The following is a 24,517-nucleotide window of genomic DNA, read 5'->3' on the forward strand; positions in this document are numbered from 1 at the left end:
TATTTAAGAGGCAAGATATGTCGCATCGCATCAATATCGTTCTGGATGATGCTGTTTGGGCACAGTTACAGGAGATTCCCCACGGCGAGCGGAGCAAATTGATCAATCAATCCCTAGCCGAAACTCTCGCCAGGCGGCGACGGATGGAAGCATTTGCCCGTATACGAGAAAGGAGCATAACCATGGAACCACTAGAAATGAGCACCGAAGAATGGATTAGGCAGGACCGGGACAATCGCAAATGAATGAGGTGGTGACCTTCGGTCTGGGAGAATCGTTCTTTGCCCCCGATTGGCGACGTCAAATCCTGGCATTGACGACCCGCCATCGCGTCGCCTTCTACGACGCGGCCTATCATGCCCTTGCCATCATCCATGAAGGCATCTTTGTCACTGCCGACGAGAAATCCCTCAAGGCCGTGGGCAACGATAAGCAAGGCGCGCACTTGAAGAACCGACGATGACCGATCTCCTCCCTCCCCTGAAACCCATCGCCATGAAAGAGCGCATATCGCTCATCTTCATCGAATACGGCGAAATCGACGTACTCGACGGCTCGTTCGTGGTGATCGACAAAACCGGCGTGCGTACCCACATCCCGGTCGGCTCCATCGCCTGCATCATGCTGGAACCCGGAACGCGAGTCTCGCACCGAGCCGCGGCGCTTGCGGCGCGGGTCGGCACCTTGCTGGTCTGGGTCGGCGAAGCCGGGGTTCGACTCTACGCCTCGGGGCAGCCGGGCGGCGCACGTGCCGACCGCCTTTTGTATCAAGCCAAGCTGGCTCTGGACGAAGACGCCCGACTCAAGGTGGTGCGCAAAATGTACGAATTCCGATTCAAGGAAAAACCACCGGAAAAGCGCAGCGTCCAGCAACTTCGGGGCATCGAGGGTGCCAGGGTCCGTAAGATGTACGAATTGCTGGCAAAACGCTATGGCGTCACCTGGAAACATCGCAATTACGATCCCGAGGAGTGGAGCTCCGGCGACCTGCCCAACCGCTGCGTTAGCTCCGCCACCGCTTGTCTTTACGGCATCACCGAAGCAGCCGTGCTGGCGGCGGGTTACGCGCCTGCCGTAGGCTTCATCCATACGGGAAAGCCTCTCTCCTTCGTCTACGACATCGCCGACCTCTTCAAATTCGATACCGTCGTGCCGATCGCTTTCAAGATCGCCGCGGAGAAACCGGAAAACCCCGAGCGAGCGGTTCGTTTGGCCTGCCGCGATATGTTTCGGAAAACCAAGCTGCTGGAGAAGATCATTCCTACCATCGAAGAAATACTGGCCGCAGGCGGACTGGAACCACCAGAAACACCGGAAGATGCCGTCGGCCCCGCCATTCTTAACCCCAAGAGTCTCGGCGATGCTGGTCATCGTGGTTGAAAACGTTCCTCCCCGGCTGCGCGGCCGCCTCGGTGTGTGGCTGGTAGAAATCCGCGCCGGCGTTTACGTCGGCGATTTGTCGAAGCGTGTGCGCGAAATGCTCTGGGCACAGGTCGAGGCCGGCATCGGAGACGGAAACGCCGTGATGGTGTGGTCCACCAACACAGAGTCGGGTTTCGACTTCGTCACGCTCGGCAAGAACCGGCGCATGCCCGTCGAACTCGACGGCCTGAAACTCGTGTCCTTCTACCCTCCTGAACCGGCCGACGAGTCGGAATAAAGATGCTCTTTAACAGCTTGGATTTTTCGTTTTCTAGGCGGCGATTCGCCGGTAGAATTTCTGCCGGCCTTTTTCGTCATTTCTAACAATGGGTTAGAAATGGTCTGTTCCCCACGCACGTGGGGATGAACCGGGACCGGAGTCATGGGCGCACGGACGGAACGCCTGTTCCCCACGCACGTGGGGATGAACCGTCGTTTATCAAAATATTTTCGCACAAAAAGGCCTGTTCCCCACGCACGTGGGGATGAACCGCGAAGGTGGAAACCGTTATTTTTTACAGTCAACTGTTCCCCACGCACGTGGGGATGAACCGTTTGGTTTTGCGGTGGGGGCGTTGATGTGACGCTGTTCCCCACGCACGTGGGGATGAACCTATAGCCATCCGCATACGAGCCACACGCGGCCCCTGTTCCCCACGCACGTGGGGATGAACCGCCACTGAGCAGGCTATTGATACCTATTATTCCCTGTTCCCCACGCACGTGGGGATGAACCGTCATTCGTTGAGCTGTCAGGCTCTATAACAGACTGTTCCCCACGCACGTGGGGATGAACCGCAGAAATCGAAGGTGCGACGGCTGATAAGCAGCTGTTCCCCACGCACGTGGGGATGAACCGCTCGGCATCCAGACTGAGGGCTGGATAGGCTCCTGTTCCCCACGCACGTGGGGATGAACCGTTTTCTCGCCTCGTTATCGAGCTCCTTTCCTACTGTTCCCCACGCACGTGGGGATGAACCGCTGTCATCATCCCGGCCGACAAATCCGGGTTCCTGTTCCCCACGCACGTGGGGATGAACCGCCTATTTTCAAAATATTTTCAGCTCGATGCACCTGTTCCCCACGCACGTGGGGATGAACCGCGCGCCGTCAGCCTCAACGCGCGCCAGTTCATCTGTTCCCCACGCACGTGGGGATGAACCGAGCGGTTGTTGGGGGCCTCAGGACTGCGGCGACTGTTCCCCACGCACGTGGGGATGAACCGTTGGCCAGCTGGCGGGCGGCTGGACCGCTAAACTGTTCCCCACGCACGTGGGGATGAACCGACGGATCGGCGCATTCCCGCGGGCATTCTTGCCTGTTCCCCACGCACGTGGGGATGAACCGGCATCACAGGCGTTAGCATGGATAGTCAAAAACTGTTCCCCACGCACGTGGGGATGAACCGTCAGGTTCCCTTTCAGGAACTGACCGCTAGGCCTGTTCCCCACGCACGTGGGGATGAACCGATCGATAGATGAGTAATATCGGTCGGACCAAACTGTTCCCCACGCACGTGGGGATGAACCGGCTTTAAAGCGATTCAAGATGGGCATCACGGCCTGTTCCCCACGCACGTGGGGATGAACCGCTGGATATCCACGCCCTGGTCACTCGCCGCGTCTGTTCCCCACGCACGTGGGGATGAACCATATGCTGTTGACGTGCGCCATACGAAACCCTCCTGTTCCCCACGCACGTGGGGATGAACCGATTATCGAGAATACGGGGAAGACGGCCGAGACCTGTTCCCCACGCACGTGGGGATGAACCGCTCGGGAATGGCAATCCGCTGCACGAGAGTGACTGTTCCCCACGCACGTGGGGATGAACCGCATGCAGGTAGGAGATAGGGTGAATTGGCAGCCTGTTCCCCACGCACGTGGGGATGAACCGCTCGGGAATGGCAATCCGCTGCACGAGAGTGACTGTTCCCCACGCACGTGGGGATGAACCGGTACTACAACGTACCTAGCCAACATGCGATGACTGTTCCCCACGCACGTGGGGATGAACCGACTGCTGATGCGCTCGATGAGATAAAAGATTTCTGTTCCCCACGCACGTGGGGATGAACCAGCTGCATCGTCGCTCTCGATACTCGCGTCGGCCTGTTCCCCACGCACGTGGGGATGAACCGGGACGAATACGATGTCGCGTCTCGTGTGATTATTTACCGAGAAGGAGTGATGCTCTGTTCGAAGCCCGGAGCCTTCTCCAGGAGATATTCGGTTCGTCCAAGTGAGGTTCCTCTCCATGCAGATTCGTCTTCATAAGAACGCCCGTACCACCCCGGCCGTTCGGCAGGCCATTCAAGCGTCCACGTTGAGCGAGCGCGCCTTGGCCCAAAAGCATGGCATTAGCCGAACGACCGTCCGCAAGTGGAAACACCGCTCCTCGGTCGAAGATGCCTCACACCGGCCCCACACCCTCAGGACCACACTCACGCCCGCCCAGGAAGCCATCGTGGTCTACCTCCGCCAAGCTCTGCTCCTCCCCTTGGATGATCTCCTGGCCGTGACCCGGGAATTTCTCAATCCCGACGTGTCCCGATCCGGGTTGGACCGCTGCCTGCGCCGCCACGGGGTGGCGTCCCTCAAGACCCTGCTTCCGCCTACAGAGAAGGCGAAGGTCAAACCCTTCAAGGCCTATGAGCCCGGCTTCCTTCACGTGGATGTCAAGTATTTGCCCGCCATCGACGGCGAACCCCGCCGATACCTGTTCGTCGCCATCGACCGCGCCACCCGCTGGGTCTATGTCGCCCTCAAGCCCAACCGCACCGCCTTAAGCGCAAAGGACTTCCTCAAAGCGGTGATTCAGGCCGCGCCTTTCCGCATCCAGAAATGCCTGACCGACAACGGCTCGGAGTTTACCGACCGTTTCCTGACCCGAACTCGGCAGCCCTCGGGGACGCATGAGTTTGACCGCCTCTGTACTGAACAAGGCATCGAACATCGCCTGATTCCGCCGGGACGGCCCCAAACGAATGGCCTGGTGGAACGCTTCAATGGCCGCATCGAGGAGGTGTTGCAAACCCATCACTTCGATTCAACCGCCGATCTGGACACCACCCTGCACCGCTATGTCGAGCTGTACAATCATCACATTCCCCAAAAGGCCTTAGGCCATCTCACCCCGATCCAGGCTCTCAAAAACTGGCAACTGTCCCATCCTCATCTTTTTCGAAAGAAGGTTTACGATCTTGCGGGACTTGACAAATAGCTGTACTAGAGATAATACCTAAACCAACAAAAATCCCCGCAAAATACCTATAAGTTCATCAATACTTATAATTCCCCCATTCTGTCCCCCGCCGATCTTGAACGCCCCATCCCCGGTCTCGGGATCGAACAGGATGTACCCCGCCCCACTCCACCCCGGCACGCTCACCGGATCGGTATGGGTAATCACTTCCTTGCCTGCGTTCAAAGCCGCCCGAATTTCTTGCATCACCAGGGAGTTCTGGTGAATGGCGGGCAACGTCATCGCCTGGTTCGCCGGGGTGAGGTGGTAGATCCGCTGACCCTGGGCATTGGCTTTCTGCAGGGACTTCACGGCGGATATGGCTTCGCCGGGGTTTTCGTCGTTGACGAACATCTGCTCCGGCACGGCGTGTTCGAGGGCCGAGGAGATCAGCCCCACCTGGAACAGATAGACCGTAAATAATGCGGTTTCTTTCGTTCACCGCCTCCTATACGAGCTAATCCGTTTTGCTTTTTCTTGGATTTATTGTAAAGGTATACGTTGCTCAATATATTTGAGCACCTCCTTTTGTTTGCTTCTCCTAAGCCTATATAAGTCAACAGATAATGATCTTCCATTTATAAGATAAATTGATAATTTTGCCGACTGCCTATCAAAGCTTATTTTTTTAATCTGATCAAATGGTATTCTATCGTAGGCATCAACCTTTTCTCTACGCTGTACATCGATTTTGTTGTCCCTGAAGCACATAATCGGCAAGTATTTTTTCCATACCAACCAATCAAGCAAATCCTTGATAACTAATACGACTAAGAACAATATCCAACATAGCAGTAATAACATATGTTTTTTTGATCCACCCTCCTGCATTAATAAGCTTACAAAAAAAAGCACCCACACCGTATAAATATAGATTATTGGCCCAAACGAAGGATAGATTCTAATAACCTTCATAAGAACTCCTGCTTATATGGCACCAATAACTCCTAGTGCAACACCAACAATCCATGCAATAGCTGTCCACAGTTGTTGAGATGCCGTACCCGCCTCGGCACCCTGTAACGGGGCCAAAATCGGTCCTAACATTGCCGCGATGATGAATGTTATTTGGCCTTTTTCTTCCCAAAACTGATTGGGATCCGAAATTATTTCGTAAACAAGCAGGATTGTACCAACCAAATAAGCAACTATTGTCAAATACGCAGCTGATGAAAATTCCATAGCTAGTAAATCTACAGATTCTGCGACATACAGCGTTTTCAATTTCAGACGGTTACCAGAGGAAAGTCCTCGGCATGCTTGGAAATACCCTTGAGCATCACTCGAGGTAATGGATTTTGCGGCTCGATGAAGGGTGTCGCGGAGGTGGTCCACGGTGCGTGCTTTCTCGCGTTTCAGTACGTGCGTGACTTTGGACCATGCTTCCTCACTCGGATTGCGTTCCGATGGGTACGGCGGCGGGTCTACATAACGGGCCTGATGCCGGTGCAGAAGTGCCTGGACAGCGCGCGTCCGGTGGACCGGATGGCGATCGAGAATCCGGATCTTGCCGGCGAGCAAGAGCGATACCACATAGACGTCGAGATAGGCCACGAAACGGTCTGCGGTCAGCGGGCCTTGATAGCTCCACTGGGCATCTAGACCTTACTCGGTCAGCACGGCGACGGTGCTCACGGTCTCACCCGGCGACACCGGACGTTCGTCGATCACGCGTTCGCCCCGTGGGGCCCGGCCATAAGGCAAAATCATGTTCAGGCGGGCCCCAGTTTCTTCAAGGTAGAGGCACTGGAAGGTGTTAAGCAGTGCATCGATGCTGATAGTTACGCCATAGGTATTAGCGTAGCGCCCGCCGAGTTCCTCCAGCGTGAGCTCCACCTCCTCACGAAGCAGGGCCTGCAAGTAAAATTCGCCCTCAGCAGAGATGCCCCGCAGACGACCGCCATGACTGGGCTTCGGAGCCAATGGCAGGTTTCGATGAAGAGCTTCTTAAGCACGTGAACGGTGTTCGGACTGACCCGGAACAGTGCGGCCGTCTTACGCACGCTGTGAGCTAGAGCGTAGCTGACTATCTATCCGGGTTCTCAGATCGAGTGAGTAAGCTTTCATGATACGACTTCAAGGTGATGTTCACCCTTCGACCGCCCGTAATCGCACAAATTTAAATTCGCTGTATTTGAAATGTGAGAGCCGACCTCGCCTTCCCTTTTATCGCACGCATTTACAAAACATAAATAACCCAAAATATCATACAAATAATAACAACCCCAAAGCTCAGCTCAAGCCAGTTATTAATCTTAAACGCATCCTCCATTCCTTCAAGCCGAGTTCTATTTAGCCCTCGATAGTAATTGAAAGCCAATATTGAAAATATGAACACTAAAATCAGGACGTTATCTGCGATCCGACCATTTAAAGCATTAGAGTTGTTTCTGATGCTAAACAATTGTAAATCAAGATATTTTGTAGTTCCAAAGCCCGGCGGAAAGTGAGAAAAAATAATCCACGAAGTGACCCAGATGATTTCTAATCCGATGCATCAAGCAGTGGAAGAACTTCATGCCACCGATGGCATGCTCAACGATGACCCGGGTGGCGGCTTGTTTTCTGTTCTGTTTCTTCTGCTCAGGCGTCAATGTCGGATTAGGGTTTTTCTTGGATTTTCTAGGTTTCTTGTGGGGTAGATATATTTGGGTACTTTGATAATCTTTGTCAGCCCCCAGAAATCCTAAGTCAAGCCATAAACCGACCTTCTCGAACCACGCTGAACCCGGCGTGAAGACGTCTTTCATGAGTGTGTAGTCATGTACGCTGCCTGCCACAATGCAGCACAAAAACAATATCCTTCGATTAAAGTCGGAGATGACGAGGGATTTGAGCGTATGTCTTTTTTTTTCCGCTGTAACGCTTTTCCTGTTCAGTTTCATCTTGGGGTCGAACGCAAGCGACCTCCACGCCATCGATCGCTATGTTCTTATATTGATCAATGAGTTGAGAGAATTCTTCTGGGGTTGTTAGCGTTCGCTCCGGCATGACGTTGAGGCTTGTCAGCGCTCGTCCCAAAACCGGCAGCAACCGGTCGATGTGGGCATGGGCATGTCCGCCACTGAAACCGAAATGAAAGCCCAGAACGTCAAAAGTGGGATAGGTTTTCAGATAGTACAAAACGAAAAACAGCTTTTTCTCGTAAGAATCAAGATAACCTTTAGGACCGCCCTGTTTGACGTGTTTTATCTCGCCCTTTTCGACACGCTCTCGATCGATGGCGAGAGCGGCCGACTCGAATACTTTGACGAGGGCTGTGAACTTCGCCTTGGGCATTCCAATCAACGATGCCACGATGCGGTCATCGGTTATTTGGCTAAATTTGTCGTAGATCACGGAAGGTTTTTATATTCGGATTTGTTTGAGAAACAAGTGGGCTATCAATACCATGCATTGGCATCAGGTACAACTCTATTAAATAAACAGATAAAAAGAAGAGATATGGCTATAACCGCCAATGAAGATGTATCAATTTTTCTATATCTAACTAAAGAAACCACAAGCGGGTACAAAGAGAATATTATTAAACAAAGAAACAGCTTTACTCCATATTTCACGACGGCCCATCCTAGTGATTGGGCGCACAGCCCGAAACAAAGCCAAGTATGAATGCTATTACAGTAGCAAGTTCACTCGCGAGGCCTTAACGCCGAGCGCACCCGTTACAGTCAGAAGCACATTTCCTTTGACATGATCCCATTTAGCTTCTGGATTAAACATGAGTCCAAAAACTGCTACATGCAAGCCAACCGAAATCACGATTTCCGACAACGGTCAAATCGATGGTTACCGAATTTGGAGCAATAGTTTCTCCGACACTCTCGGTCTTCACTGCGTTTGATTACTCTAACTTTCCATAAATCATTAATACCAAGGTAGATCCGCAAAAAAACCACCCAAACCTCAAAAAATAGACCACACCTCTAAATTTCCCTATGCTTTTAATATCGTCTGCATTTAACCGCCTTCTCAATAACGCACACAAAGCAAAATAAAAAGTAATAAGAATTAAACATAGCAATGGCATAACATATTTGTCTTCGTCATTAGCCAATCTCCACCCCATCTCTGCAGCCTTAATTACAATCAAATCTACAATACCAAAAATTGTACTTGCGATTCCGTAAAATAAAGAAAAATGGCTTCCCGTGCGTAGGGCGCTCAGGAAACATGAAAATGCCAACATAAAAAAAATAGCAATAGAATGATGCGGAAATATTATTATAATTTTTGCCAGAGCCATACCTGAACCCCTACAAGACCATTGACAATATTCCAAATATTAATGCTATCGCATCTGCAATTGCAGCTTTTGAAAGAAATACTTGCCATGTAAAATATGGCAATCCCAATCCCACTCCGGCACCCGTAGCAAATTCAGCATAGTTATTAACTAGCGAGAGCAAAGCCCAAAAATAGATGTAAGATATCACAAGGGGAAAAAAGTATAAAAGTGACGCTCCTCCGATAATAGCTGTACCAGAGATAATACCTAAACCAACAAAAATTCCCGCAAAGATCCCTATAAGTTCATCGATACTTATAATTCCCCCATTCTGCCCCCCGCCGATCTTGAACGCCCCGTCCCCGGTCTCGGGATCGAACAGGATGTACCCCGCCCCACTCCACCCCGGCACGCTCACCGGATCGGTATGGGTAATCACTTCCTTGCCTGCGTTCAAAGCCGCCCGAATTTCTTGCATCACCAGGGAGTTCTGGTGAATGGCGGGCAACGTCATCGCCTGGTTCGCCGGGGTGAGGTGGTAGATCCGCTGACCCTGGGCATTGGCTTTCTGCAGGGACTTCACGGCGGATATGGCTTCGCCGGGGTTTTCGTCGTTGACGAACATCTGCTCCGGCACGGCGTGTTCGAGGGCCGAGGAGATCAGCCCCACCTGGAACAGATAGTCGCGCTTCTTCGCCCCGTCATTCGTGTCCTGGCCGACGATGTGGACGATCGGAACATTCATCACCACGCCCCCCGGCGTGATCGTGCGGGGGATGCCGAAGAGATAGCTGACGTTGGGTTCGTAGCCAAAGGTGCCGGTGCCGGCCGCGAGCGTGTAGTGGCCGTGCTGCTGGAGGCCCAGGACATGGGCCAGGCCGATGAGCTGGGCATAGTAGCCGAGGAGCCCCGCATGGAACAGGTCGCCCAAGAGGGCTTCGCGGCTCAAGCTGGCGATGAGGCCGGTGTCGCCGCTCTCCAGGGTGGTCTTGGTATGGCTGAGCCGATCCTGGACGGCCTGGAGCTGGGCCGGCGCAATTGTGCCGCTGGCCGCCGCCACCGCCAGATAGGAACCGGCGATGACGTCGTAGGCTTTGGCCGGGAAGCTGCGGCCGGCGTGGCTAACTTGGGTGAAGAAACTCAGTTCTTCGCCGAGCCGCATCGGACCGCCGGTCTTGAGCACCTCGCCGTTGAGCTTGAGCTCCGGCACGACCTGGATGAGGTAGGCGGGGATGGCGCTCGGCAGTTGGCTGACGTCGGTGATCTCGCCTTGGGGCAGCAGCGATTGCAGGGCCTCTTCGTCATCCGCCGTCGCCGGCCTGAACGAGAGGGTCAGGCGCTGGTTGTTGAGTTTTGCCAGCGGCAGCGTAAGAGGATCGATGAGATCGCCAAGAACATCTCGGCCAAAGGCATAGGTGAAGGTGTTTTGCAGGGCCTTGGGTACCTGGCCGTAGCGGGCACCGACGGCGACGATGCGGTGGGGCAAAGCACCGGGCAGGCTCGGGAAGGCTTCGACGATGGTCTTGTAGCCCCCGAGGATATCGCCCACGGTGGGATGGGGATAGTGCTGGGCGAGGTATTCCTTGAGCGCGCCTTGCATTTGGGTCTGGGCGGTCGCGAGAGCGGTGGGGTCCAGTCCGGACAGCCAGCCTTCGGCGGTATTGACGGTGGCGCTGTCGAGGGTGGTCTGCGCGACCGCCTCGAGGTCGATCCCGGCGATCGCGGCGGCATCGAGTCCTTTGAGGATCTGGTACTGCTTGTAACTCGGGTCCAATGCCACCCAGGTGTCAGCCTCGCGGTTCTTGGCGCCGCGCGAGGGCACGTAGTCGATGGCGGCTTCCACCCAGATGTGCTCCAGGCGGACGGACACGATCCGGCCGCCGCCGAGGACCGGGGTGATCGGAATGCCCCCGGCCGAGGCGAAATTGAGCGCGCCCTGGATGTCCTCGAAGCCGCCCGCCCAGTTCTTGAACCGCTCGGCCGATACCTCGATCGTACCGTGGACGTAGCGGGCCGGTATGCCGGAGGCGCGCAGGAGGGCGATGAGGAGCCCCGCGATGTCGAAGGCGTTGCCGCGCCCGGCGCTCAGGGTGAGGGCGGCATCCTGCCCGGCGCCCCAGGTGGGCTGCCATTGGATGTGGTTGCGCACCCAATGGTAGATCGTTACCGGGTCGTGACCGAGTTCCGCCGCTTTCTCCTTGATGGGTTGGGTCAGCTGGATTTCAGGGGTTTCAGCAAGATAAGCAGGATCGCTGGCGCCGGGCAGGCGATCGAAGGTGAAGTCGCCCAGGGCGGCCAGATGTACCTTGGGGTTGCTTTCGATGCCCGCTTGCTTGAAAGCCCACCCCGATTCGCGTGGTTTGTGCTCGGGATCGGGCCGAAGACTGCGATTGGGCAGATCGCGGGGATCGTCAGCAAGATGCCGGCGGCGTACCTTGTGGTCCTTCAGGTATTTCCGGCCCTTTTGCACCTGGGCTAGGGCTTTCCCTTTCGGCGCCCGGAGCGTCCCTTGGAGCGTCGCCAGGAATGCCGCCATGCCCTGGCGATAGTCCGCCACCATCGCCTGATGGCGTTCGAGGATAACCGCCGGCAGATGACGGTCGCGAATGTGACGTTCGATCAGTTTGAAATTCTGCTGAACCGCTCGATCCAGCCGGCGGATGTCCGACTCTAACGCCGCTAAACGCTCCACTTCCATGTTTAGCTCGTTGCCAAGTTGAATTTTGTCTTCCAGACGCGCCAGGGCTTCCTCCATATTCTGCAGCGCACGGCTCAGCCTATCCTCATCCGTAACCGACTGCGGGCCGGAGGCCGACATGGGTATGCTCGCCGGTTTGACCGCCGATTGCTGGGCCGCTTGGGCGGTCGGCAAGAGAATCAGCAGGGTGAAGGCGACCAATACCGTGGTCGAAATACCACGCATGATGCCGGTCCGGTGGCGGAGGGTACCGATGGCAGAAGTTCGCATGGAAGTTGCACTCCTTCGGAGCATTGTTCATAGAGGAAATTTGCATGTTGAACTTAAATCGCTAGGAACGATTTACGGCGACGTCCCCCTTCCGCCTCGGACGGAAGGGGGAAGGCCAAGCCATCACCGAACTCAAGGCTCGGGCGGGGCCGTTTCCGCCCGGTAGGCTTGCCAGGCATATTCCTGCAGCAGCCGCGCGAGTCGGGCTCGCCAGGCCGGGGCGTCGGGTGACGGTAGCGCCGCGACGAATTCGCCGGCATCCAGGAGCGGCTCGATCGCCGCGTCCCAACGGCCGGCGGCGGCCCGATCCAAGGCCTGGTCGAGGGCCTCGATAGCGCGGTCACGAATCTGCTGATCCGGGCGCTTCGGCGGGCGGTAATCCCTCAGCGCCGCCCGCAGCAGGACTGCATCGGTTTGCGCGCTGGCGACGGTGTAGCTCCAGGCGTAATCGGCATAGTGGCGGAACACCCCGTTGCGTGCGACGTCGAGGCGACCGGTGAACCCGTATTCACCATCGGCGTCCGGCAGGCGCAGGCCGAGATCGAGGGTGCGGGTTTCCGCCGCGGGCAGGTCGAAGCTCCACAGCCAGCCGCCGTCCGGTTCTGCCGTCAGCGCCGGATCGGGCTCGATCAACGCGGCGCCGGCCGGTAGCCGGAACAGGAAGCGTGCGGTCACCTCCTCGGCGAGATTGCGCACGCCCATCCGCTCCTGGACATAAGCCCCGCCGGTATAGGTATCCGTCGCGGTCGGTTTGAGATCGGCCAAAGCCTGGCCGAGCACGTCGCGCCATGCGGCGTAGGAGACTTGGTCCGCCAAGGCCGCGGGCAGATCGAACGCGAGGCTCAGGCTTCGGCCTGCGCCGTAAATATGCCGCACCACGGCGGGCGAGCCTGCCGGGAAGTGGGCGACAGCCTGGCCGCCGGCCAGTTCGAGCTTGAGGCCACGGCCCCGGCTGGCGAGGGTCTGGATCTCGAACGGCGCTTCGGTGAAGACGACGGATTGGTCGAGCTTGCCCAGCTTGCCTCGGTAGAGGAAGCCGCCCGCGGCGTCGAGCACCTTGTTGCGCTCGTCGTGCTGACCATCGAGGAGAAGACCGTCGCCCCGGTATACCGCTTCGCGGAGTTCACGAGCGAGCGTATCGCCGAGCTTGACCCGACCACCCGACAGCCAGTAGGTGTCGTAGACGCCGGAACGGAACGCCCGACGGAAGGCGTCCGGATCGGTCACGATGCGGTGGCGGATGCCGAGTTCGGTCAGCGTCCGATCCAGCAGGGCCTTACGGTGAGCGAGGCAGGCGGGCGCATGCCTGTCATGATCGCCCTTGCTCTTCTTGTGATCGTCCCTGTGATGGTAGCTGTCGTGGTCGCGATGATGATGGCGGCCATGCTTGTTGTGCTGATCGTGACCGCGATCGAAGTGATGATGGTCGTCATCGCGATCCTTGTGATCACGGTCGTCATCGTCCTCAGCGCCGCAGCTCACTAGGGCGAGCACCCGGCCGGTGGCCGCGTGCATCGTCACTTCCAGTTTGACCGGCAGATCGATCACCCGGAAGGTGGCTTGGGCCAGAACCCGTTCGTCACCATCGATCAGAACGGACAGCACCGCCGCATAGGTGTGCTCCACCGTCAGGCCGGTACCGGGATGGACATGGCTGCCGTCGTGGCGGCCCAGTTGCGGCAGATCGACGGTTTCCTGCCAGGTCTGGATCAGCGTGTTGGTAGCGGGATCGACCAGGCGCACGAGTATCGGCAAGCCGGTCACATCCGCATTGCCGAGGTTGCCGACGGCATAGCTCAGAGTCACCGGATCGCCATGTTGCGCTTGGGTGGGCGTCACTGAGATCGTGCCCGTCAAGCCGCTGCCGGTCTCGGCCGTGGAATGGACGGTAAAGGTCGTGCTGCGGGTATCCAACACGGCTCCGGTCAGGTCCGTCACTTGCTGGGTTACCGTGTAAACACCCGGCGGCGCCGCGGTCAAACGCAGGGTAAACGGCAGATCCTCCAGGCTCCCCCCGATCAGTTGCGGAATCGTTTTGCTAGCGGTGAACACGACCTGGCCAGACGGGTTGGTCACCGTCTCGCCCACCGTGAGGTCAGTGAGAATCAGATTGGCGGCGAGATTCCTGACCCGGCCGTTGATGATGACCGTGTCGTAGGCGTGATAGGCGGCCTGGTCGGTGCTGACCGAACTGCTCAGAGTCGCGCCTGAGCCGTCGCCCGCCACGATGCGGAAAGCGGCCGATCCCGACGCGAGCACGGCGCCCTGCTCATCCAGCAAGGCGGCTTGCACCGTGTATTCGCCGGCCAAGGTGGTGCCGGTATTGAACACCGGTGTCAGGCGCAACCGGCCGTTCGCCTCGATCAGCGCGGATTCGGCGAGCAAGCCGGCCACCCGTACGCCCAGCGCATCGTGGATCTCCACCACGGCCTGGCCGCTGACGGGATGCAGGTTATCGTTCCAGAGGTCGACGCTGATCAAAGCATCGGCGGACGCCGGGTAGACCGGCTTGTCGGTGGCCACGCCGAGATGCACCAGATTTTCGACCCTGACCTTGGGAATCTCGATGGGCACCCGCACGTCGCCGGCCACGAAGCTGTTCTGGAACACCAGGAAGGCATCCCGGGCGACGAAGCGCTCCTCGCCGAGGACGAGACCGTTCAGGACCGTGTCGAACCGTACCGTCCGGCCCAGCGCCGTGACGTCCTTGAGGTTCCACACGTACTCCGTGGCGCCGTCGGGCAAGGCCAAAGCGCCGGTCGGCGCCGGATTCAGGCCCGCGGCCGACTGGCCCTGGGGCAGCACCACATGCAACTCGGTGTTGATGGCGCCGCAGGTGACGGGCAGCTTGTAAATGCGGCCGTTATTGTAATCAGTCCAGATCAGCAGGTTGCCGCTGAAACGGTCGTAGACGATGAAATCCATGTCCTCCAGATCGCGGTTGACGGTGCGGCCGTCCAGGATCGACGCCACCTGGCCAGTACGACCGATCAGTTGGGCAAGGATATGCTCCTCGCCGGATTGTCCGACCTTGGCCCACTCGTAAGGCGTGAGGAACAGGTTGTCGGCGCAATCGCCGGCGATGTTGTGGCCTTCGTATTCGAACTTTGCCTCCGTCAGCAGCGTGGATACGCTGCCATCCGGCCCGATGCGGTTGATGACGTTGCCGCGGTTCTGCACGTACAGGTTGCCTTTGCCGTCGATGGTCAGGGAGTACGGATTGGTGATGCCGGCCGAGGTGACCACGCTTTGGCTGCCGTCGGGCCGAACCTTGACGATCTGGTTGGCGGTCAAGGCGTAGAGGTTGTCCCGCGAGTCGATCGCCAGACTGACGATGGCGGTGGGCAGCGTGGCGACTAGGGTAGTGGTACCGTCCGGGGCAATGCGCAGCAGCTTATTGCTGTTATAGCCATCGCCGATGTAGAGGTTTTGGGCGGAATCCACCGGGATCTCGCCTCGGATGGAGGTGGTCCTAGCGACGAAGGTGGTGACCGTCCCCGCCTTGTCGACCTTGTTGACGACGCCGCCGCTGGTGAAATAGATATTGCCGGCCGCGTCGGCGCCGATGGCGGAAGGATAGGCTCCGCTGGAAACCGAAAGCGCCAGATTCGATTTGTCCACCTTGGCGAGCGAGGTGAAATCCGCGCCCTCCACGGTAATGCTCACACCGACGGTGTCCTCGGTCGGGGACACGGCAGTCCGGTCGATACTCATCCGGGCGTCGGCATGCGGGCCGACATGCAGGACATTGACCAGCGCGCCCTCGACGCCTTCCTGTGTGGAGCGCAGACGGACTTCGTAATCGCCGCTGAACCGCGGGGTCCAGCTGCCCAAGGCCACCGCTAGGGCGTCGCCGTCCACCGGCAGTTCGGCCAGGTTTAGGGCTGCCGCGTGAACCACGGTTCCGGCCGGCGGGATCGCAGGTGCCACCGGTTCGCTAAAGACGTGGATGTCATTCCGGCCGGAACGGGTCAACATCACCCGACCCTGGCCGTCCACCGCAACGCCGTCGAACGCCGATGTGCCCAGCGTCTTTTCGACTTTTAAATCGGTCTTGGCGCCATCACCGGCGACGGCCATGACGCTGCCGCTGTTGCCCGCCACATAGAGCGTTCCCGAGGGCGCGAAGGCGAGTCGCCGCGGGCTGGGCAGACCTATAGCGTGGATGGACAGGCCGCCGTCGCTGTACCGGGTCACCGTGCCATTGGAGGTCCCCGCCACGTATACCGCGCCGTCCGGCCCCGCGCGCACGCCTTGGGCGCCCGCAATTCCGGCCGCGAAAGGCGTCAACACGTTGCCATCGACCCGATATGCGAACCCATTGCTGGAACTGGTGGCGACGATCGACGAGCCGCCGAAGGCCAGGCGGCTGAGGTTGGCGGACGGATCGGATGCGACTGTCGTTTTATTGCCCGCTGCATCGAAGCGGTAGACGGCGTTGCCGCTGACGCCGTACAGTTGACCGCTGCCGTCGAACGCCAGGCCGTTCATGGAAGAATTGACCGCGAACACGTCGGAACGCTGGCCGGAAGCATCGACCTTCACGATTTGCTGGGTTCCGGCGCTGGCGACGAAAACGTTGTTTGCGTCGTCCACGGCCAGCGCGCCGGGATTGGACAAGCCGGCATAGGAAGCGACGATCTGTTTGGCGGCATTCACGGTCAGCACCCGGCTGTCGGAATTGCCGGCCAGGGTGAGCGCGCCGTCTGCTCTGAACGCGAGGCCCGACACATTGCGGAGTCCCGCGAGCGTGTAGTAGGACGGCAAAGATCCGTTGGCCGCGAGCGTGGCGACGCCACTGTTGTCGGACAGATAAAGAACGCCGTCTCGCCAGGCCAGGTATTTGGCCTGACGCCCCGAACCGGCGCGGCGCGGATGCTGCCCCGGCACCCAGGACAGCAGATTGCCGGAACCGTCCGCGAAGGCGAACTCTCCGCCAGTCCAGACGATGTCGCCCGGCGATGAAAAACCGTTCATGCGGTCTATCTGGGCGCCCTGGGCATCGTACATCGTCAATTGCGCTAGCCCCCGTTCAACCACAGCCCATTGCCCGTTCGCCAGAGGCACGGCACCGGAGACGTCGCTCAGCCCGCTGGCCAAGGTGGTCTTGAGGCCCGTCGACGATACGGCCGTCACACCCTGTGAGGTGGCGACGAACAGCCGCCCGTCGGCAGCGAGCGCCAAATGGCGCGCACCGCTCACGTTGACGAAGTAAGCAGCCGTTCCGTCGGGGGTGATCGCACGGATATCCCCGTTGCTTGACAGCGCATAGAATCCGCCGTAACCGTTTACGATTAAGCGGGTCGGGTAGACGCCTAGGGGCGCAAAAGCGGAAACTGTGCCGGAAACATCTATTTTCAGAATTTGACGGCCGTTGTAATCGGCCACATAGACGTTGCCGTCGGCGTCTGCGGCAATACCGCCCGGGTTGTAGGGTAAGCCGGTCTTGACCGTGGATACCGCCCCGGCCGAATCGACGTGCTTTACGGTAGACGAGTTGTCCACGACATAGAAGCCGCCGTCGGGCGCCGGGGTGAATCCCGTCGCATTGGAGAATCCCCTCGCCACCACGCCGCCCTGGCCGTCGGCGCCGATCGCGGCGATGAATCCGCGATTCAGGACATAGACCCGACCGTCGGGACCTTCGAGAACATCCTCGGGCGAGTTGATCAGGGACTCCAGAACGGTCGTCCGCTCGCCGGTGCCGTCCAGGGTGGAGATGCGGTTGGCGGAGGATTCCGTCACGTGCAGTATGCCGTCGCCATCGAACGCCAAACCATAGGGAGACTGCAAGCCCGAGGCCCAGGCGGACACGGAGTTTCCGCTGATCCTGGTGATGCGGCCGTTGCCGTAGCCGGCGACATAGATCTCGCCGTCGGCGCCGATTTCGATGTCTTTGGGCGCATTCAGGCCGGTCGCGACGACGCCATAGCCGCCGTCGACGCCGAGGCGGCTCACCGTACCGTTGCCGTTGGCGATGTAGAGATTGCCGGCGCCGTCGTAGCGCATCCCTTCCGGATTCACTGCGATGCCGCGGGCGAAGGTCTGCACGCTCCCGTCGGGCAACACCTTGGCGATGGTATTGTCGCCCGGATTGCTGACGAACAGGTTGCCGGCGCTGTCGAAGCGGAGGTCCGCGGGACTCTTCAATCCCGTCGCATAAATCGATTGCGTGCCATCCGGCGCGATCCTGACGATGGTGTTGGCGCCGCTGTTGGCCACGTAAAGATTGCCCTGGGCGTCCCTCGTGAGGCCTTGGGGCCGGTTCAGGCCCTCGGCGAAGGTAGTAATACGGCCGGAAGCATCGATTCTGGCAACGGTATTGTCGTTGTAGTTACTGACGAACCAGCCCCCATCGCCGGCGGCTACGATGCCGCTCGGCCCGCTCAGACCGTTGGCGACCAGGATCGTCGTCTGTCCGGCCGGGTCGAGTTTTGCCAACACCCGGTCGGAGCCGTTGCTGCCAGTGATATAGAAATTGCCGGCGGTGTCCAAGTCGATCCCGTACTGCGCCGCAAGGCCGGTCGTCCGGCTCGACAGACTGCCGTCCGGCCCCAGTTTCAGCACCAGCTTGGATGAATTCAGGATCCACAAGGCGCCGGCCTGGTCGCGTGCGAGGTCGACCGGACTGATCGGCACGCCGTCGATCGTGGAAGGCAACGTGGCGAGGAGCTCAGCATGGCCGGTCGCCGCGACCTTGATCACGCGCCGGTCGGCATTGTTGACCACATAGTAATTGCCGGCTTCGTCGAACACCCCGCCGCGCGGCGAACTCAGGGGAGCGCCGCTGACGAGCGTTTTCACGCTGGCCGCGGGTGGCGGCGGAGGCACATCGTCCGGATTGACCAGGGTAACCGTCAATTCCGCGGGGCCGGCGGGAATCGGAAGATTGCCGTGGTTGACGACATTCGCGTCAATGGCGATGGGCTGGTTGCTGTCCGCCTGCGTAATCGGCGGGTTTAGACGGATACCGCCGCCCAATCGCTGCATTGGGTTGATACTGAAGGCAGTGCTGCCCTCGGCGACCACCGAACCGCCGATGGTCACGGCCCGGACCACGACGGAGTAGAAACCCGGCGCGACGTTCCTGTTATACCAATCGATATCGATACTCAAATTTCCGTTTGCCGGCACCTGCTGCACGGCGTCGGCCGGCGATTGGCCAAGCACCAACTGGATCGCCGGTACTTCGGCCACAACGTTCCGACTGTCGTCCAGGATCGTCGCGCTGAAAATCAAATCGGCGGGCTGGTCCGAGGCGTTGCTGACTTCCGCGCTGATTTCGATCTCGCCATAAGGATCGTAGGCCGGCTGATCGGTGGAAACGCTCTCGATGCGTATGCCGCTGGCGGATTGGCTCCGGTCCAGGACAAAGTCCGCCACAACATGGTCGCCCAGGTTGGCGGTAACATTCGCGCTCCGGCTCAGGTAACCGGCGGCGCCGGCATTCAAGGTGAATGAGCCCGAGGTGATCCCAGCCAGCTGATAGCGGCCGTCGGCTCCCGTTACCGCCGCGGCTGCCCCATCCTGCACACGCACGGTAGCTCCCGCAATCGGCTCTCCCGTCGCGGCGTCGCGCACCGTACCGGAAACCGTCGTGGCGGACGCGCCGAGCTTGGCCAGGCGTATAACGCCGGCATCGTTCACGCCGTTAACCAGCGTGCCGGTCAGCGTCGCACCGGCGTATCCGGCGGCGTTCACACTCGCCGAAATCGAACCGGCGGCGAGACCGGTCAGAGAGAACTTGCCCGAGGCGTCGGTGGTGGCCGTGCGTCCCGCGGCCGCTACCGTAGCGCCGCCGATCGCCTCGCCGGTAGCGGCGTCGGTCACCTGCCCCTGCAGACTGGCCGTGGTGGGCGTCGTTCCCTCCGGATACAGGCTGGGGGAGAACAGCGTCACAGTATTGGCCGCCAGGGTCGCCGCGGCGGTGACGGAGCCGTAACCCAGCTTGCCGACATCGATCGTGACGGCGCCGGCCGGCAGCCCGCCCAATTGGAAGCTGCCCTCGGCATCGGACACGGCGGAGCCGGTGGCGGCGCCGGACAGCGTTACGGTGGCTCCCGACAGGGGCGCGCCGGTGTTGCCGTCGGTGATCTTGCCGCGCAGGACGGCGGCCGTGGCATCGACGCCGAGAATGATGTTGCCGAGATTAGCGGTATTTCCCGCACTAACGGCAACGTTGGCGACGCTGACCGTGGCATAGCCGGACAGGCCGACTTCCACGGTGTAAGTGCCGGGCGTCACGCCGCTCAGGGTGAAGCGTCCGTCGGCGCCGGTCGCGCCTTCGGCCGACGGGGTCCTAAGCAGGCGAATGACGGCTCCGGCCATCGGGACGTAGCTGCCCTGCTCCAAGACCAGACCGGTGACCGCACCCGTTGTCGGCGGGGGCGTCCAATGGTCGACAAGATGCAGTGCACGCAGGGCCAGCGCGGTGACGTACGGGTCCGCGCCCCAGCTGCCGTCGCCCTGCTGTGCCGCCTTGATCGCATCGATCAGTCCTGCGAACGCCGTCGTATCGGTAGTGCCGGCCGTCAACGCCAGTGCCGCGACCGCATTCGACAGCGTTTCGCCGTAAGCGCCGCCGGACTGCCGCGCCAGCAGCCATTGCCGCGCGGCCGAGATCGGGGCCGTCAGCGCGTAGCTTTGACTGAACGCCTGCATGGCGTTGAGCGCATAGGCGGTGACATAGACTTGGCTCGCCGAAGAGCTACCCGGCAAGCCGTAGCCGCCGTCCGGGTTCGCAGCAGAGGAGAGATAGCCGAGCGCTCCCGAAAGTACGTCGGCGCCGACATAGTCGACCGACTTCAAAGCGATCAGGGCGAAAGCGGTGTCCAGGGGATTGCTGCGGTAATCGGGGAAACTGCCGAATCCGCCGTCGGCATTCTGATTGGCCAGCAACGCCGTCAGGAAGGGCGTGGTGTTCCGCCCGGCCTGGGCGTAAGCGCGTATCTGGCGGGCGAGATCCTCCGTCGTGCCGCCCGCTTCGGCGCCCAAGGCATCCACCAGGCCCGCGGCCGGTGTGCGGGACAACAGCGTGAGCGTATCGACAATCTCGCCCTGGATCTGCAAAGGCGTCGCGATGGACGAGGACGCGTCCAGCACCTCCCCGGTACTGCTGATCCGGCTTTCCAGCCAGGCCAGGCCGCTTTGGATCTCCGGCGCCGCCTGAGCCACGCCTCGCATCGCGAGACAGGCCAACAGTAGTGCCGCCATCCACGTTTTAAACCCCTGCTTGATCATGCCGAACGGTCCCTAATACTGCCTTGTCATTCGTTCTTCGAGCCGGCGCTCGTAAAATCCCAAACGGTCTTTGATTAGCCCCCTCTAATCGCGAACGGCATGTTCGTGAGCGCCAGAGGTCTTTGTCGGCAAGGGATTGCCGACCCACTTCCAATCGGAAACACTCGCTTCAACCGCAACCATTCGAGTACAGCTCGCGCTCAAGCGAGGACTCGTCGCACTCCGAACGAGAGAGGTGGGCGATGAGGGTAGTTGGAGCAGAGGTGTGGAGGAGGTACGGAAGGCGAGGCCAGCGACGCCGTTGTTACCGCGATGGCACGGGCATATAGCGGCTGCGGGCCAGCAATGCGCGCGGCCCTAAGGCGTGTGGACGTGTCGTCCATGATTTCCCCCCTTTAAGACCTAACTGCTGGATCGTGATGATTGCGATACGTTAGGATGCGCATTCCGTTGCGGTCTGAGGTTATCCCGGCCGCGTTCGAGCGGGAGAAGCGCATCCACGCTAGATGTATAGCTCGAATTCAGGTTTAGAAATGGGATGCGCATCACATTGCGGAAAAAATCCTGAACGGACTGGATAGGCCGCTGCACCAAACCAACCCGCTCGGCATGCCTTACCCTCCCGGAACCGCGCCAAGCCAAAAGGAAAGAGGAATTCGAACTTATGCCAAAAACAGAGACGCGGCTCGGTGCCGCCGACGGATCCGCTCTACAAGCCCTGGGCTACCGCTCGCGCCCCGCCTCGTGCCAGGCCTTTTGTACCGGCAAGAGCAGATACTCCGCGACCGTGCGATCGCCCAGCCTGATCTCAGCCATGGCCTGCATGCCGGCGCCGAGGGCAAAACGCAGTCTGCCCATTTCCAGGTACTGCGCATTCAGGCCGACCAACACCTTGTAGACGGGCGGTTTCGGCTGCGCGCCCGGCGGCGCGTTCGCCGCAAAGGCCCCGCTGCCGGCGACATCCGACGCATCGGCGCTGACCCGCTCGACAGAGCCGGTCAGCATGCCGTACTTCTGGATCGGTTTGGCCATAGGTTGTCGGCGGTGGATTGCCGAACTACGGCCATGCCGCTGTAGGTCGAGAATCCTTCGACGCGAAACTCCGTTGGAGCTGCGGCTTGCGTCTCGATTTCCAGGTATCGACAAGTGCTCGTTCGATCGCGAATTGGAATCAGGCGTGCTGTCTGCGTAACGATGATACGAGTTTGAGTCTTTGCAGCGCGCGTTCCGCTTCGTTTTTTCAGGCCGGCTCCGTCGACCGCCGGACTTCGACCAGGTTGTCCGAAAATGTCGGCGCGTGGCCGAAGTTGCAGTAGGCAGCCGAGCTGATCACGTTGACCGAGCCGTCGCCGCGGTTGCGGCTCCGCCAGTAACCGAGGGTCGCGACCACCACGCCGGGCGGGGTGTCCTCGGTCACCCGTGCGTCGGCCTCGAATTCGCCGCGGTCGTTGAACACCTTCACGCTGTCGCCTTCGCGGATGCCGCGCGGCTCCGCATCGGCCGGGTTGATGAGCACGAATTGCTCGCCCTGGGCGCGGATCTTGTGCTCTTCGTTGGCGTAACAAGAGTTCAGAAAGCCGTGGCTCTTGGGCGTAAGGATGTTCAGCGGAAACCGTTTCGCCCGCTCGGGGTCGCTCTCGGGCCGCTCGCGGCAGGGCACGTAGTCGGGCAGATCGTCGATCGGTTCCGCACCTTGGCCCCCTTCGTACATTTGCCGGAAGACGGCGCCGACGAAATTGCCTTGGGCGGCGCCCGAAGCCTTGAACTCGCACTTTCCCGAGGGTGTCGGGAAGTTGCCTTCTGTGTGCGGCGCCGAGGTTTCCGGTTTGCCACCACGGATATGGGCATAACCACGCCGTTCCAGATAGGCTAGGTCGATGCCACGGAGTTGAGGCGCGTTCCAGTCGACGTAATGTTCGATCATCTCGCGATCGCTGCGCGTGAACTGCTCGTCGTCGAATCCCATGGCTTTGGCCAGCCGCCGGAACAGCTCGGTGTTGGGCACGGCTTCGCCGGGAGCCGGGACGGCTTTCCGGTTGAGAGTCAAATAGAGGTGACCCCAGGACCACATGATGTCGTCCATTTCCCCCGCCATCGTGGCGGGCAGAACAATATCCGCATAGGCCGCGGTGTCGGTGATGAAGTGTTCGCTGACCACCGTGAACAAGTCCTCGCGCTTCAGGCCCTCGACGATCTTGTTGCTTTCCGGCGCTTGCGAGACCGGGTTGGCGTTGTAGACCATCAGCGACTTGACCGGCGGCGCGAGCGGCATGCGCCCGGTCAGCACGTCGCCCAGCTTCAGGACATTGATCACGCGGGTTCCCGGCTTGATCCATTCCGGCCGGCATACCCGATCCCAACGGATCGGAAATTCCCAGACCGGCATCTGCAGCAAGCCGCCGCCCACGTGTCGCCAGGCCCCGGTCAGGGCCGGCAGGCAGCACACCGCGCGGATGGTCTGCCCGCCGCCGTGATGCCGCTCCAGCGCGACGCCGATCCGAATGGCCGTGGGCTGGGTCGTAGCGTATTCGCGGCTCAACCTCCGGATGTCGTCGGCGGAAATGCCGGTGATTTCGGCGGCGTATTCGGGCGTATAGCGCGCCGCCCTTTCTTTGAGTTCTTCGAATCCGACCGTATACCGGGCGATATAGTCGTGATCCAGCAAATCGTCGGCGATAATCTGATGGATCATGGCCATGGCCAGTGCGCCGTCGGTGCCGGGCTTCGGGGCCAGATGCCAGTCGGCCTGCTTGGCAGTGCGGGATTTGTAGGCGTCGATCACCACCACCTTGGCGCCGTTCTTCTGCGCCTCGTGGACGATATGCCAGTGATGCAGGTTGGTGCTGACTGAATTGCAGGCCCAGATAACGATGTATTTCGACTGGGCGAAGCTTTCCGGGTCGACGCCGCCGGTGGGCCCGACCGTGAGCAGCCAGGCGGTGGAGGAACCGCTCGCGCAGAAGGTCTTTTCGAGCACGCTCGCACCCAGCTTGTTGAAAAACGCGTCGCCGACGGTTAGGCCCTGAAGAGTGCCCTGGTTCCCCAGGTAGTTGTACGGGAGGATGGCTTCTGCGCCGTACTCATCGATGATGGCGGTCCAGCGAGTCTTGATCTCGTCCAGCGCCTCGTCCCAAGAAATCCGCTCGAACCGGCGCGAGCCCTTCGGCCCCGTCCGGCGCAAGGGATAAAGCACCCGTTCGGGATTGTAGTGATGGTCGTGGAAATCCTTGAGCTTGGTGCAGAGGCCGCCGCGCGTGAACGGATGATGGGGATTGCCGCGCACGTTGACCAGCCGCTCGTTCTCGACTTCGTAGAGCATCGCGCAGGTGTCCGGGCAATCGTGCGGACAGGCGCCAAAAACGGTTCGCTTTTCGCTGGTAGCCGCCATGTTTATCCTCCAGTCAATTATCGTTATC

General features: G+C 59.7%; 16 protein-coding genes and 1 CRISPR repeat array. Of the genes, 6 read left to right on the forward strand and 10 right to left on the reverse strand.

Going from position 1 to position 24,517, the window contains the following annotated elements; genetic code table 11:
- Positions 1–17: 17 nt before the first annotated feature.
- From QEN43_RS09180 to QEN43_RS09200, 5 genes are all read left to right on the forward strand, one after another.
- Positions 18–245 carry a hypothetical protein gene (locus QEN43_RS09180; protein ID WP_317963995.1) on the forward strand — a complete coding sequence of 76 codons (228 nt, stop codon included), beginning with the start codon at positions 18–20 and terminating at the stop codon, positions 243–245.
- On the forward strand, positions 242–463 hold the full coding sequence (locus tag QEN43_RS09185; protein ID WP_317963996.1) for a PIN domain-containing protein: 222 nt from the start codon (positions 242–244) through the stop codon (positions 461–463). The genes QEN43_RS09180 and QEN43_RS09185 overlap by 4 nt, the downstream gene beginning before the upstream one ends.
- Complete coding sequence (gene cas1e, locus QEN43_RS09190) at positions 460–1,380, forward strand: type I-E CRISPR-associated endonuclease Cas1e (protein WP_317963997.1); 921 nt, start codon at positions 460–462, stop codon at positions 1,378–1,380. The genes QEN43_RS09185 and cas1e overlap by 4 nt, the downstream gene beginning before the upstream one ends.
- Positions 1,361–1,660, forward strand: a complete 300-nt coding sequence (gene cas2e / locus QEN43_RS09195) for a type I-E CRISPR-associated endoribonuclease Cas2e (RefSeq protein ID WP_317963998.1) — start codon at positions 1,361–1,363, stop codon at positions 1,658–1,660. The genes cas1e and cas2e overlap by 20 nt, the downstream gene beginning before the upstream one ends.
- A gap of 104 nt (positions 1,661–1,764) precedes the next feature.
- A CRISPR array of direct repeats spans positions 1,765–3,562; the repeat unit is 29 nt; unit sequence CTGTTCCCCACGCACGTGGGGATGAACCG.
- Positions 3,563–3,678: 116 nt separating this feature from the next.
- Positions 3,679–4,644, forward strand: a complete 966-nt coding sequence (locus QEN43_RS09200) for an IS481 family transposase (protein ID WP_317963999.1) — start codon at positions 3,679–3,681, stop codon at positions 4,642–4,644.
- A gap of 18 nt (positions 4,645–4,662) precedes the next feature.
- On the opposite strand, the gene QEN43_RS09205 is transcribed toward QEN43_RS09200, so the two are convergent.
- The 5 genes from QEN43_RS09205 to QEN43_RS09225 form a co-directional block, all read right to left on the reverse strand.
- Entirely contained in the window at positions 4,663–5,064 is a 402-nt protein-coding gene (locus tag QEN43_RS09205; protein WP_317964000.1) for a hypothetical protein, read from the reverse strand.
- 528 nt (positions 5,065–5,592) lie between these two features.
- Positions 5,593–6,237: a transposase gene (locus QEN43_RS09210; protein WP_317964068.1), complete on the reverse strand. Its 645-nt coding sequence runs from the start codon at positions 6,235–6,237 to the stop codon at positions 5,593–5,595.
- Between the two features lie 33 nt (positions 6,238–6,270).
- On the reverse strand, positions 6,271–6,525 hold the full coding sequence (locus QEN43_RS09215) for a hypothetical protein (protein WP_036269230.1): 255 nt from the start codon (positions 6,523–6,525) through the stop codon (positions 6,271–6,273).
- Positions 6,526–7,076: 551 nt separating this feature from the next.
- Positions 7,077–7,583 (reverse strand): transposase family protein, encoded by a 507-nt coding sequence (locus QEN43_RS09220; RefSeq protein WP_317963860.1) that lies wholly within the window; start codon positions 7,581–7,583, stop codon positions 7,077–7,079.
- A complete protein-coding gene (locus QEN43_RS09225) occupies positions 7,474–8,004 on the reverse strand; it encodes a helix-turn-helix domain-containing protein (protein ID WP_317963861.1) in 531 nt (176 codons plus the stop codon). Before QEN43_RS09225 ends, QEN43_RS09220 begins: the two co-directional genes overlap by 110 nt.
- Before the next feature lie 36 nt (positions 8,005–8,040).
- Between QEN43_RS09225 and QEN43_RS09230 the strand changes: the two genes are divergently transcribed.
- Positions 8,041–8,277 (forward strand): hypothetical protein, encoded by a 237-nt coding sequence (locus tag QEN43_RS09230; RefSeq protein ID WP_317964001.1) that lies wholly within the window; start codon positions 8,041–8,043, stop codon positions 8,275–8,277.
- Positions 8,278–8,509: 232 nt separating this feature from the next.
- On the opposite strand, the gene QEN43_RS09235 is transcribed toward QEN43_RS09230, so the two are convergent.
- From QEN43_RS09235 to QEN43_RS09255, 5 genes are all read right to left on the reverse strand, one after another.
- A complete protein-coding gene (locus QEN43_RS09235; protein ID WP_317964002.1) occupies positions 8,510–8,911 on the reverse strand; it encodes a hypothetical protein in 402 nt (133 codons plus the stop codon).
- A 10-nt stretch (positions 8,912–8,921) separates the two neighbouring features.
- Positions 8,922–11,861, reverse strand: coding sequence for a transglutaminase-like domain-containing protein (locus QEN43_RS09240; protein ID WP_317964003.1), 2,940 nt, complete (start codon positions 11,859–11,861; stop codon positions 8,922–8,924).
- A 132-nt stretch (positions 11,862–11,993) separates the two neighbouring features.
- Positions 11,994–21,101 (reverse strand): carboxypeptidase regulatory-like domain-containing protein, encoded by a 9,108-nt coding sequence (locus tag QEN43_RS09245; RefSeq protein WP_317964004.1) that lies wholly within the window; start codon positions 21,099–21,101, stop codon positions 11,994–11,996.
- 723 nt (positions 21,102–21,824) lie between these two features.
- Positions 21,825–22,133: a putative HlyD family type I secretion protein gene (locus QEN43_RS09250; protein ID WP_317964005.1), complete on the reverse strand. Its 309-nt coding sequence runs from the start codon at positions 22,131–22,133 to the stop codon at positions 21,825–21,827.
- A 208-nt stretch (positions 22,134–22,341) separates the two neighbouring features.
- Positions 22,342–24,489 carry a molybdopterin-containing oxidoreductase family protein gene (locus tag QEN43_RS09255; protein WP_317964006.1) on the reverse strand — a complete coding sequence of 716 codons (2,148 nt, stop codon included), beginning with the start codon at positions 24,487–24,489 and terminating at the stop codon, positions 22,342–22,344.
- Positions 24,490–24,517 lie beyond the last annotated feature (28 nt).

The sequence above is a fragment of the Methylocaldum szegediense genome, assembly GCF_949769195.1.
GTDB lineage: Bacteria > Pseudomonadota > Gammaproteobacteria > Methylococcales > Methylococcaceae > Methylocaldum > Methylocaldum szegediense.